The 14025-nt window shown below is 45.7% G+C and carries 4 protein-coding genes and 1 pseudogene; 3 read left to right on the top strand and 2 right to left on the bottom strand.

The features are described from left to right. Nucleotides 1-127: 127 nt before the first annotated feature. Both hcp1 and ACB033_RS15815 read right to left on the bottom strand, forming a co-directional pair. On the bottom strand, nucleotides 128-646 hold the full coding sequence (gene hcp1, locus ACB033_RS15820; RefSeq protein WP_010634242.1) for a type VI secretion system effector Hcp1: 519 nt from the start codon (nucleotides 644-646) through the stop codon (nucleotides 128-130). Between the two features lie 898 nt (nucleotides 647-1544). Next, nucleotides 1545-2608: pseudogene (locus tag ACB033_RS15815) on the bottom strand (IS630 family transposase). A 575-nt stretch (nucleotides 2609-3183) separates the two neighbouring features. Between ACB033_RS15815 and ACB033_RS15810 the strand changes: the two are divergent. From ACB033_RS15810 to ACB033_RS15800, 3 genes are read left to right on the top strand one after another with little or no spacing between them, the layout of a single operon-like run. Then, entirely contained in the window at nucleotides 3184-5820 is a 2637-nt protein-coding gene (locus tag ACB033_RS15810) for a hypothetical protein (RefSeq protein WP_371140608.1), read from the top strand. A 13-nt stretch (nucleotides 5821-5833) separates the two neighbouring features. Then, nucleotides 5834-7930 carry a hypothetical protein gene (locus tag ACB033_RS15805; protein WP_139724130.1) on the top strand — a complete coding sequence of 699 codons (2097 nt, stop codon included), beginning with the start codon at nucleotides 5834-5836 and terminating at the stop codon, nucleotides 7928-7930. A 48-nt stretch (nucleotides 7931-7978) separates the two neighbouring features. Continuing rightward, a complete protein-coding gene (locus tag ACB033_RS15800; RefSeq protein ID WP_139724128.1) occupies nucleotides 7979-13957 on the top strand; it encodes a DEAD/DEAH box helicase in 5979 nt (1992 codons plus the stop codon). Nucleotides 13958-14025 lie beyond the last annotated feature (68 nt).

Here is a 14025-nt window from a genome sequence, read left to right as displayed (position 1 = left end):
TCGGATTTTTTCTTGTGCCCCCTCACCTCAGGCAAACGGGCAAAAGAAAAAACGCGTGTATTGAAACGGAGCGGGAAATGCCAGAAACGGCAAAAGGGCACCGCAAGCAGTGCCCTTTGACTGAGAATTACGCTTCGATCGGCGCGCGCCAGTCGTCCGCACCGGAGGTGCCGGCAACGGTGTGCTCCCAATCGATCTTGCGATAGGCCATGGAGACCTGGATCAGCTGGGTGAAGTCAGACTTCGCCGGATCCTGGCAGTGCGGCATCTGGCAGTCGATGTCGACGATGGTGGCATCCGTCAGCACGGTAGAGAAGAAGTGCTCCTGCTTGCCCTCAACAGAGGTGCGATACCACTTCAGGGTCACTTTCGGCAGCATCTCGCCGGAAGCCAGCGCGTTGTACATCAGCGGCACGGCCTTGTTCAGCGCAACGGTGAACTTGAACGGCTTGTGGACGCGTTGACCAGCAGGCTGACCGGATTGCGGATCGGTCGGTACGGTCACGACGTGTTGGAACTCTTGTACCAGCATTTCGTCTTCGTGGCCCTGCACGAAGATGTTGCCGACGGAATCGGAAGTGAAGGCACCGGCAGTGATGTTGCCCTGGGTTTTACCTTCGATGCTGATATAACATGGAGTTGGCATGGAATTGCTCCTGATTGGTTGAACGGTAATGACACTCGACCGAATCCGTTAGCAGTGACCATGCCAATTCATTTTATTGTTTTAAAACAATAGGTTGAATCAATCACCAATCAAGCCATCATCGCAATAACGCAACAAGTTGCGCATCCGATATATTCATCCAAATAAAATTGCATATGCAGAATAAGAAACTGGAAGTTCCGCAATTCATTGCGCAAGTCAGAACTTATTTCAACCTAATGATCCGCACGGGTGTGATGGCAACTGAGCTGTGCGTTGACAATAGGAAACATCGGGGGTCCGGCTGCCTGTCACCGGATAAAACAAAAGGCCCCGTCTTGCGACGGGGCCTTTTGTTTTATTTGGCGGTGAGGTAGGGATCGCCACTGCATGGCTCACCCCTTCAGGGCGGCCTGCGGCCGTTCATCGCAGCAAGCTGCTCTGCTCGAACCCAGCGAGGGTTCTCACCCTCCCTCTTCGACATGAGCTGATGACTCTTCAAAGCAAAAAACCGACCATCAGGTCGGTTCTTTAAATTTGGCGGTGAGGGAGGGATTCGAACCCTCACTTTTGTATATCGCAGCACAAATATAACCTTTACATTCAATGACTTACGCTGTTGTCGACGATTGTAAAAACAGTGCAATTGACTCAAGCTATTGCCATGAGGCTTGTGACTGTTTATAGAGAAAAACGCTGAAATGTCAAGAACATGAAGATGTGTTTTAGCAATATGATTCATGCTTCTTCTGAATGAGACGTTGGGGCTCAATTGAGGCATTTCGGTATAATCCCTAGGCAATGCGTTATTCACAATGAACGATTTGCTATTCTGACAAGGTTCTATCTGATTAGATATGTTCCTAACAAAATGGCTAAATAACGGCTCCCAATAGTGCTACACCTTCGCTGTGCCATAACCATTCCCCGGGAAAGGAGACACGGTATCCATGAAGTGTTTCACTCGGGCCAGCAGGCTGGCCATTCCTCTACATTGATGATTCCGCGTGATAGTTTCATGTAACTTGTGCCACAGCCGTTCTATGTGATTGACCCAAGGACTGTAAACCGGCTGGAACACCAAGCAAAACTTGGGGTTCTTCTTCAACCATCGCTCGGTCTGTTGGCTTTTGTGAATGATGTAGTTATCGAGGATCAGCGTGATGGTTTTGGCTCGTCGGTAGTGGTGGCGTAGCTTTTCCAGCATGGCGATAAACAAGGATGAGTTTTTCTTTATCCCACTGACGTAAAGCACTCTTCCGTTGCCTGCATGGAGAACGCCTGCCAGGTAATGTTTCGCGTTCTGTCCCGGTGTGACAACCCGCTTTTGCTGCGCTCTGAACATCCAGTCGGCCCCTAATTTGGGATTGAGGTCTATATCGACTTCATCCTCATAAAACACCGGATTATCGGCATCACAGCGGGCCAGTGCCGCGTCGATATCCGCTATTTTCTCCTGATAGGCTGGGTCTTTTATCCGCAAGGTTGGTACGGGCCTGCGCCAGACAATACCCGTACGAGGTAACCATCGGTGGAGCGTGGAGGCAGCCATGTTGAGGCCTGTTAACCGATTGATTTTGATAGCCAATAGTTCGGTACACCAGCGGCTGCGCTGATAACCAAAATCTTGTGGAGAAAACTGCATGAGCATCACCAATAAGGTGACAATCTTGGCGATAGTGGGTCATTTTTACATCGGCGGTGACAGATAGGTAAAACTGGGGCACGGCCAGCCGGTCAGGCTTCCAAGGCGCCCACGCCTTCATCCCGATACCACCGAAGCCAACGACCGATGGTCGAGCGAGCAGCACCAGTAAGGTGATGAACATCAGTGATTGTGCGTCCTTCATGTAACAGCAAGATGGCCATCAAGCGACGAGCATGTCCTTTATCACGGGTGGCATGGATGATTTTGTGAATGCGGCGCCGTTGTGGTCGTGGCAGGGGTGGTAGGTTAGGTATCAACTCAGTCCTTTGGGTGTGGCTTGTTTTGTTTGGCGACTAATGAGATCGCACAAACTGGACTGAGTTCCCTACCTCCGGTGATCTACTATTCGGAACAGCTATTTAGTACGGTGGCTTACACCATTATTTTTTCTGTTCCCCTAAAGGCAGCATGTTCATGAATACGAATGGAGCGAGGCAAAATGATAATCGCAATGGCTTGTTTCGCCAGTATCGTCTAAACGTAGTGATTTGAGATTGGTGATAAAGGTGGCACTTTTAACCTTCGAAAAAGACTTAACGCTAAACCCCACGAATGTCTGGAATATAGACAGCCGCAGGTCGTTTTTGATACTGTATTGAAGGCAGCTTGATTTTTAAGTAGGCATTTCACTTTGGAGTTGAATTCAACGTTGCACTTCACTATTGATTCCTCCACAATAATGCTGATCGTCACAATTGACGAGATAAACACAACAATTCAGTCCAAATTGTGAGCTTACGCATAGTGTGCAAAGACTTATGTATATAAAATAGCCACAATGAAAAATGACTGGCTTTGGCAATTAGATATATATGAAGGAAAATATAAGGTGAACAAGAGTGACTATCAGAATTGGAGTGCACATGACTGGTATGATTCTCTGTTTAATCATTATTTCACCGCTACTAGTGCTAAAAACAACCATCCTGTTACATATTTATCTGTCACTGAGACCGCACTTGCACAGCTTGTAGATGAAAGTTCTGACCAAGCTGATATTGTTTTCCAGTCATTTCGAAAGCATTTACCAAAAACTCTCCAAGAATTGGAAAGTATTTTTCAGATGTATGAAAATAGGCAGCGAATAAAATTCACTGCCTCATATCCAAATATCATCTCTATAAAACATAATATACAGCATCAATTGATACTGATTTTCAGCTGCCTCGTTGCTTGTACGGACCCAGAACCAGACACTCGAAGATCACAGTATCCAGAGCGAATGCAAAGCCTGTTGGGTTTTGAGCATACGCCTCAGAAACTTTCTGGTCTTGCTTCTATGTGGCTGGCTTTTAAGGCATATTTGGATGAAAGGCATAAACAAAATCCGTTATCACGTTGTTTAGTACTGCCTGATCCGGGTAATGAGACTCGTATTGGTTATTCCAAGAGACTTGCATTCCCTGAGATGAGAGATAGACAAAGATTAAGGGAAAAATTAAAGGATGTTGATACGTCAGCATTAAGTCCAGATTTAGTTGCTAAAATATTTTCTAATCTAGAAATTAGTCAATATAGTGAGTCATTTAAGAAAGCTTATAGAGATTTTGAATATGCTTTGAGTCTAGGTTGTTACGGCTCCAGTATTAGGAATACCAAGTTTTATGATGTAATCAACGCCATCATCGCAGAGGAGACGTTTGATCGTGATACGCAAGAGTATACTCAAGTGCATATCCATCTATTCTATGATCTGCATGGAAACCCGTATCTTGAGGTGATTCATGAAGGAAATGCTCATGAGATACCTCAGTGTGGCGATGGTAAAATCAATCCACAGTGGCTTTTAATGTTTGGTTGCAGTGCCTCAAAATTTTTTGCCCCAGAACTACTCCGTGCACTGAAATCTGGAATATTTTTTTTCAGCCAATTATCTGAGGCTCACTGGCGCTGGTCGCCTATTCCATCAAAAGATACAAACCTGAAAGTGATAATTGATACGACTCTAGTCAGAGTGGAGCCAATTTATAATACCAAGGCAAAATCCTTATTTCGTAATTGGGTATTGTTAGACCTTGAACTCCTCGAAGTAGTCAGTTTTTTAAGCTCTGTTCAAAAATATTCAAAACATATGGATGGTGCTATCAGCCTAATTGGTGCGGCGCGAGTGGGTCAAGGTTATCTACTTAACTCTATCTCTGACATCAAGATTGGAGTTCTTGGTGCCGATAAAGTAACTTACCGACCTCAAGATCAGGATTGGTCTAGTCTGAAGCATTGCGAAGAGGATATTTGGGGGCCTTTTATCGCAGCAAAGGGTAAAGTACTTGTTCGGGCACATCTAGAAAGTGGAGTATTTCGCCATAGAAAATTCCAAGCTCACCAAATGGCTTTAATCCATACTGAACTTGCTGTACCGAATAAAAGGTATCACTATGTTCATAGCGAAACACACCAAAACGTGCCTAGCTTGAATCTAAATATGCCTGATACTGGTAAGTTTGAATGCACTCTAAGCGATTTTCTTGAGGTTATTTATGCTGAGGGTCGCTATGGTTTGTCTGAGTCAGAGATAATTGGCTGGATACGACGCGCCTATCCCAATAAACCAGTTTCGCGATGGCATGTTCTTCAGTGTCTTGTTGATGCCGGATGGCTCCAAGAAGCTTATATGTCTCATTGGCCTTCTCGAATTTTCTTTTTAAGATCAATGACCTGTATCATACAATCTACTGGGGAAAATTGTGACCGCCTTCATTTTGACGGAGCCTTACCAAAGGCTTTACGAGAACGGATCAGGGTGGTATTAAACGATAACGGCATTACCATGAAAGTAGGTAATAGCATCAGTCCTTTTGCACCTCCTCCTTTATATGCTGAGGTCTCTCAGAGCAAGGCCAAAGTAATTGCTAATAAACTTGGTGTCCCATTAGAGAATATAACGCTAACTTCTATTCCGGAGACACCTATTGACCTTAATGCTACGATGGAGGTTCTACGAACCTGGTGTTGGTCGAAGGGACAGTTTATAGAAACATCGCAAGTAAAAACTCCGTATATAAATGGAGTGCGCCTCGACAAGCTTAGATTCAATGCTCAACACGGTATGGACCGTTATCAGGTCCGTTCAGGAGATTGTATAAATCAGTATTTCCTTCCTCAGATTGCGATCAGAGCAGCTTACCTTAAAGCTAGTAAACCACTATTTGAGCTGAATTCAGGAGAGCTAGTTTGCCTTACCCAGCAACCGGCTATGTCTGTTGAATTGGCAAGATTTTGGAAACTGCAAAGCTTGACCAGTTCAGGGCCAGTAGAAAAAGAGCCAGGGGTCTATCAATACATTTATTCCTGTCCCGATGAGGCAATGTTGTCTCAGTGTCAGAACCTGAAGCAGCTGCTCTCATTGAATCCTCCCGACATCCCTTTTTGGATGCGAGCATATGCATTTAGAGTCGTGGCAGAAGGAGACCAGGTACGATTGTGTGAGCAGCGCGGTCTTATTACTCCAGAAACGAATATTATCTGATAAGGACAAATTAATGAGCATCTATCTTGGGCGTGTTGACGTTGCCCAGAGTAACTACGCGTGGTTAGAACCGCTAGCTTCAACTGATAATAGCGAGCACGGCTGGAAACAAAAGGTTTTTGCAGAAGAATTCCCTGATCGGGGGGCTGTCCATGTGCCTAAAGGTTATGCTGAAGGAGTTTATGATCATACAGTATGGGTTTTTGAGATTCAGGAAAATCATCGTTATGAACCCAATAAGGGGGGGGCAAAATATACTGCGGTTAACCTGAGATCGGCTTATTTTCTTCAGGATTTACCTAGCTTGACTGATCAGGAAGCGCTGAGAAGTGCATTACTTTTAGGCTTTTCAGTACAATATATAGCCGCTGCGGAGCGAATGCATTGGTTGATGAAAACAGCAAACGGCATGGCTGTATATTTCACGCCAGGACAGTTGGAATTTGAAAAACGCTCTGATGGAAGATTAACAGTCAAATTGTCACGAATGGATCTCATTGATGCGTTTGATGTTAAAGCATTCGATTTAACCAATTATTCTGCAAAGTATGTGCAGCCTGAGTATTTTGACCCAGCTTGGTTGCCAGTCAAGGCAGAAACTTATTGCTGGGATTCTGATATTCGCTTTTTGGCTCGAGTTGTCAATCGATTGCCAAAACTAAAGCGGCGGTGTGAGCAATTAGGTATCAGCTTGAGCCAAGCATCTGAGATAAGTAAAACAAAAGCTCGTGAAGCAATAAATCTCCTAGAGGAGATCAGCCCAACAAGCGGAAGCATAGATCTGGATAGGCCAATGCTAAACCGATTAGGCTTGGTACTTCAGAAGGTTGATAATAACCAGAACCTGCTCAATCAGTTGTTCTCTATGGTCTACGACAACGAGGCGTTGAAGACCCATCTTCGCAACGAAGAGAATAATTATATCAATCGTCGTCGTATTGAACTAGAAAATGAGCTTGCTGTCGAGCATGAGAAGCTTGAGGAGGCAAAAGCTCAACTCTATAAAGCCATATTCAATCGCAATGCCGCTGTTAATGAAATGAATGAGGCGAAAATGCGCCATGAGGAACTACAAGCAGAGGGTGAACGAAGTCTCTCTGAGAGAAAAGAGCTGCTTGAGAAAGAATTTCTGCGCTTTCGAGATGACCTGCAAATCCAAGCGACTGCTATTAAAGAACAATTCAGCAGTAAGCTTGCTGAATCTTTAATGCAAACCCAGTTGTTACAGCTGGTCTGTGGCTCTGCACAAATGCCTGACCAAATTCAGCAGCCTGTTCACCAGCACAACATCAATGCCCCCAGTATTATGGCTTCTGAAGTTACCGGAGCTGATGTGGGAGTTAGTAGCGAGCAGGAATGGAACGCGTCACTAACAAAATGTTCAAAATCTCATTGTCTTAATGAAGATGCTTTGGTTATCACAGACATTGTTAGCCGCAGCCGCGAAATTCCATGGCTCTGGGGGCCTGCGAGTGCTTGGCTTGCACAGTGTTATGCTAGTTTGTTTGGCACCAAGAGAATCTTACGCTACACCCCTGGGCCGACCACGTTGGGGCTTGATGATTTGTTCTATCGTGGCGGTACATCTGCGCCCACTCAAATGCAGTTGTTCATGGAGAAAGCCGCTCAACAACCCTCTTTGGCTCACATTGTCATGCTTGAACAGATCTACTGTGAGCAGGCACATTTTTGGCTGCCATCCTTGGCAAGAGAACTGCGATTAGGAAGCAGGATCCCAGATAACGTGCTCCTTCTGATCTGTGCCAGCTCTAGCATTGATAAGCTGGATATTACCATAAGAGAGTCGGTTTGGTTCATTGAGTGTCAGCAGGAGGTTGTCTCCAAAGCAGGTATAGTTGTTGAGCCCCAATCACAATCTGACAAGTCACGTGGCCTCGACTCAAATCTTGTTGCACCTGGAACTCCCTATATGCTAGGCACAAACAACACATTTTCTACATTTGAGAATCAACTCCGCAACACTCATGGCAACAACCCTGAGATATGGAGTCGTTTCAGTCGTCTGATGTTGACGGCCGCTGATATGGATGATCAATGCCTCACTAAGGTTGGAGAGCATCTTATTCAACACCTTCAGAAGACCAGTTAATGAACTGTGTTGATTCATTAACTTTGTTTTAGTCATGGAGTTTCCTATATGTATGATCCTTTGGGCGGCTTTGACCGCATCCGTTACTTTTATCAATCATATCTAGATACCGCCTACCGGATCCGTGATGAGAAAGTTGCGGAAAAACGTCGTTCTTTGCTAGCTAAAACAGGAAACCTGTTCGCAGAACCTTTTATTGAACCAATGTTACGCTACCAACCAAAAATAATAGATGGGAAAGCACTAACGTTTGATCGCCTTGTAAGCACGAATCCAAATGGACCTCTGGCGCATTTTAGCCAGAACGCTCAGACTGCATTCGTAGAACTCGTGCTATCCGGTTTGTTCGATGGTGAGAAGTGTGAAGGCGTGTTGAAACGTCAGGTTAAGTATCCGCCTTATTCACATCAGGTCGATATGCTGGCGCGTGGAGTAAGAGCTGGCATGCCAAGCATTGTCACGTCAGGAACCGGTTCAGGTAAAACAGAATCGTTCATGCTGCCTCTGTTGGCCACTCTAATAAAAGAAGCTGTTAGCTGGGCTAAACCTTCTGAGGGATATTTGAAGCGACGGTGGTGGTGGGATGATGCGAACGAGCCCTATTCATCTATCAAAATGTTGCAAGAGAAGATGCCTACGGCAAAAAGACCAAATGACATCCCATTTACCCTTCATAGAGATGGCGAACAGCGGCCCCGAGCAATGCGTGGCCTTCTACTGTTCCCAATGAATGCACTTGTTGAAGACCAAATGACGCGCTTGCGTAAGGCTCTCGATTCGGAGCTTGCTCATGACGTTCTTGATCGTCACTGCAAGGGTAACCGGATTTACTTCGGTCGTTATACCAGCGCTTCCCCGGTGACTGGTTTTGCCAAGCACCCTCAAGCTGAATGCCAGAAGGAGTACCATACCAAGTTGGCACTCAAAGTTGAGAAACTATTTGAACATATGACCGAGGCTGAGGCTGCCCAAGTCAAAGCACGCAGGTTTGATGAGCAAAAGCCTGGTGAGGAGACGCGCTATCTGTTTCCTAGGACTGATGGATCTGAGCTTATATCACGATGGGATATGCAGGCTACTCCACCAGACTTGCTAATAACCAACACAGCTATGCTAGGCGTAATGTTGGGTCGTGAAGAAGAGGCCCCCATTTTTGAACAAACCCGGCGTTGGCTGGAGGAGGACGATGACGCTTACTTCTTTTTGGTACTTGATGAGCTTCATTTGATAAGGGGGTCAAGCGGGACCGAGGTGGCAATGTTATTGCGTGTCCTACTCAAACGTCTTGGCTTGGACCAGCAGCATCTACGACATAAGCTTCGTATTCTTGCATCGAGTGCTTCTTTGCCAGTAGAAGGGGGCGAGCGTGAAGATTCTCTTGATTACCTCTGGAGTATGTTTGGAACGCTAGGGACCTATATCAAATCTGGTGGAAAACCATACAATCGTGATGATTGGGCTCAGGCCATTATCACTGGCACAGCCAGCATTCCAACCATTTCTGTCAGTGTTCTACCATCAACTCCTTTCGTTGAGCTTGCAAAGATATTTGAGCAGGAAGATATAGGTGACATAGACCTGTGGCTTGGCAAACATAGACCTGTCGTTTCCGATGTGCTTCTGGCGCTGGGAGTTGAAGTTGATGACGTTGTTGGGCTCCAAGGAGCCTGCGCTACTGCCGCAGAAATTGCAGCGCGTTATATTGTCACTTGTTGTGTTGATGACAATAATATTTGTCGAGCAAAGTCAGCTTCACATCTATCAAAAGCTCTGTTCGGCACCTTGGATGACAATAATGCCTTAAAGGGTATGCTTGCACTTCGGGGTCTAGCGGATCTGATCAATTCTTCTGTCGGCGTTGAGACTCCTAGTTTCAGGATCCATCTGTTCTTTCGGAACATGGAGGGTTTGTTTGCCCCCTTACTCCCTCAAGATAACAATTCGTTTAAATTTGGCCCCCTGTTCGTGGAGCAGGGAACAAACGTTTATAGACCTACACCTGATGCGGTGCCACTACGGATCTTTCAATTACTTCGCTGTGAAGCATGTGGTGAATTAATTACAGGTGGCCAGCGCCATATAGACCATTACGGTCAGTTGGAGTTAATGCCTACATCGGCGGATCTTGAGCTGCTCCCTGAACATTCATTGCAGACTAACATCGAACAGCTTTCGAGTGAACAGTATGCCTTATTTTGGCCTACACAGGACAAGCCAAAAGAACTAAGAGATACGCCGGAATGGTACGCGGCATACTTGGACCCGCACTCTGGCCTTGTATATGAACAACACCAAATTCAGCAATTGGGGATAGATTACCGCAAGGATTTAGTAAAGGGTTGGGGGTATAAACGCCATCAGGACCATGAGAGTCATCAACGTCGTGCAAGTGATGAAGGCACTATGGCACCTTATTCTTGCCCTAGATGTGGCATTGACTACCAGATGCGGCAAGCTGGTATGCCTCTTTCTCCCATTCGTAGCTTTAGAACTGGTTTTGCGAAAACCAGTCAGTTGTTGGCAACTGAATTATTCGCACTGCTGAAAATTGGGGCAGAACATCCAAAGCTGGTGTGTTTCACCGACAGTCGTCAAGATGCGGCTCGGGCTGCATTGGATATAGAATCTTTCCACTACATTGATTTATATCGCCAGTTGCTACTTGAGTCGTTGAATCGACACCAAGTTGAGCAAAGTACAGTGGATGTAGATGCCGCCAAGTTGCGCATGAGCGAAATTAAAGATAATGATCAGATTTCCGAAAATTGGGAAGAATTTCAGAATCTTATGACGTTGGTAAAAGCAGCTCAGTCCGCTAAATCTTCGCCAGATGTGATCCATTTGTCTGACCTACTTCAAGATCCCAGTAACCTCAAAGAGGGGGTACATGGTTTGATGAAGGAAATGGTCAATACAGGGATGCATCCTTCAGATAAGGCGGGGGTTGCTTTGCTGGGGTCTTCGAAATATCCGTGGTATCGGCTCTTCAAGGAAGAAAACAATCAGTTGTTATGGAATACAAGTCCTAAGGCAGAGGAGAATTCTGACTTTGTATCAGCACAGGGTGCTCTTATAAAAGAACTATTGCCCAGAGTCACAGAAATTTTATTCGACAAAACATATTTTTCACTTGAGGAGACCGGCTTAGGGTATCCCTGTCCAATTGGGGTGAGTAATGACCGTGAACGAGAACAACTGTCAGCCATCATCCGAGTGTTTGCGGATGCTTATCAGGTGTCCCCAGACAAGTTTGTTAAAAGTCGCGATTTAAAGTCATGGTCATCCGGTAATGATATCCACAAACGTAACCGTGTATGGAAGTACGCAAACGCCATTAAGAAGGGACATGAAACCACATTCCTAGATATGGCGCTGCATGACTTAAGAGCAGAAGGCCATGTTGAAGGCCAAATCCAAGTAAACAAGCTAGGTATCCACCTCTCAAAAGCCGATGATCCATTTTATCGTTGCTCAACCTGCGGGCGAGTTCACCTGCATCAAGCTCACGCTCTATGTACCCGATGTTTCACACCTTTGCCAGATAAACCTAACGGCCAATGTCACGACCTGTGGCAAGACCACTTTCTGGCTCGAAAAGTCAAACGTGCTGAGCTAAAAGGGCAAAATGCGTTTAGGCTCCGTTGTGAGGAACTTACTGGCCAGACTGATAATGGCGGCGAGCGTTTACGCCGTTTTAAAGGAATTTTGCTCCCAACTCCAGGAGACAATTTAGTAGCTGGTCAAGAGGTGCTGTGGCGTCGTGCTAATGAAATCGACCTGTTGTCAGTTACTACCACCATGGAAGTAGGTATTGATATTGGTCCATTGCAAGCCGTTTACCAAGCGAACATGCCACCACAGCGGTTCAACTATCAACAACGGGTAGGCCGAGCGGGTCGACGTGGCCAAGCGTTCTCAATGGCGTTGACAATGTGTCGGAGTCGAAGCCATGACCAGTATTACTTCCGTCACCCAGAAAAGATAACTGGAGATCAGCCGCCCCCACCCTTCCTAACATCAGGACACAGCCAAATTCAGCAACGCATGTTGTTGAAGGGGTGGTTGACGGAGGCGTTTGCTCGTGTGCGCAGTGACCTTGGCGCAGGGTTCAGTGGTTATGAGGTCAATGATGTTCACGGTGATTTCGGGTCGGCATCTGATTTCCTTCAAAATATAGATGTGCAAACACGGGTATTCAATCGTCTTTCTGAAACGATGACTCTACGTGATGAACTCGCAGAACTTCTGGCCGAAGGGTCTGACTTAACTGCCTCTGACATAGTTGAAGGTCTGGAACCATCAGCCGTTCTCGACATCCTGATTCAGTCTGTAAGGAAAGCAGGCCTCAACGCGAAAGAAGGCTTAGCGGAAACACTTGCCGAGGCTGGTTATTTGCCGCTGTATGGTATGCCGACAAGAGAGCGGGTTCTTTATCATGGCCAGATTGGCGAAGATAAAGCTCGATTTAAATGGCAAACTATGTCAAGGAACGCTGACCTTTCAATCTTTGAGTTTGCACCTGGTAACGAACTGGTCAAGGATAAGCAGCGACATCTTTGCATTGGATTTACAGCAACTTTGCTTGATGGAAAGGAAAACTATAAAAGCAGCAGTTTGTTAAAACCTATAGGTGATTGGCAAACGGAGCGATTTGGTACTTGTCAGTGCCGGTCATGCAAGGCATGGTTTACTGTTACAACCGAAGAACCTGAAGTGTGCCCTCATTGTCACAGTGCAGTTGTGGGGGTAGAGATCTACGAATGCGTAACCCCTAATGCCTATAGAACCGATCTGGTGCCTCGTGGTGCTGACGAACAAGGCGAATATAAGACTCGTACACAACTGACTTATGTAGAACCTTCACAGAAACTCATTGATTTACCAAGCACAGAACGTAGCATTTCGATTCAATTGGCACGGCAAAGTAAGGTCGTTCGTATTAATCCTGGCACTATTGAAAAAGCGGCAGATGGAGTTTCGACGCTGAAGGGTTTTAGGTTACTAAAAGTGAAAGACAAATATCCATTCACTCACCTAAAAGGGAATACTAGTCAAAAAAATGCTTGGAAGTATGTAGGGCTTGCGGAGCAGATAGTTGACCATGATGTAGCTATGACCCAGGCACGGCGTTACGAGCAGGAGAGTATTCTGCTACCCCACGAAAGATATGTCTTAGCGTCCCGAAAGGTCACTGACTGCATTCTACTTAAACCAAAGTGTCCAGTACCAGGCTTGCGACTTGATGATCTTGGAAGAGCACCGCATCAAACCAGCATACGGGCTGCGGCGATCTCAGCAATGTCATTGCTTGTTGACCGGGCTTCGCTGCATTTAGATATAGCGCCAGAGGAATTTGAGATAATTGAACCTCACTCTGTTTCTATAGAAAATGGGCAAACGGTGCCAATGCTTCAGATAGCGGATACTCTCGCCAATGGAGGGGGTTTTAGCAATCACTTGTGTTCAATTCACGTTGCCAGTGGTAAGCCTCTGCTCGAATATCTTATTAAATCGATGCTGGATCAGCGGGATGCTTGGCCGCAAATAGACTTCCTCACTAATAATCATCAGAGCAGTTGTGACCAATCTTGTTACAGCTGTTTGTCCCGTTTCGGCAACCGTCAATATCATGGACTACTAGATTGGCGCCTTGGGTTGGCTTATCTGAGAGCTCTTGTTGAACCTAATTATCGCTGTGGTTTGGATGGTAATTGGAGTAAGCCAGAACTTAGTGATTGGCACCATTGGGTAAGCGTCTACCTTAAGCAGGTCAGTGCTTCTCAGCCAGGTTTGAAATTTGAATATGAAAAAAATCCTGGCACCTTTAATGTGACTATTGATTCTTTCCCTGGAAAGATTTTCATTATCACGCATCCTTTATGGGATACAAGATTTGATTCTATGGCAGCAGAGCTTAAGTCATTAGCAGATACTGTTTCAGATGGTACGAAAGAAGTTAAGTTTGTCTCCAGCTTTGATTTGGCAAGGCGATCATTCCGATCATTTGTGATGAGCAATGCAGGTTGATAAATTAGAACTATGATGTAGTAAAGCCGCCCGTGACTGGGCGGTCTTACTTTTAACGCGAGAATAAT

Source organism: Aeromonas sp. S15(2024) (genome assembly GCF_041402265.1).
Classification (GTDB): Bacteria; Pseudomonadota; Gammaproteobacteria; order Enterobacterales; family Aeromonadaceae; genus Aeromonas; species Aeromonas dhakensis.
This window is presented reverse-complemented; position numbering and strand designations above follow the sequence as displayed.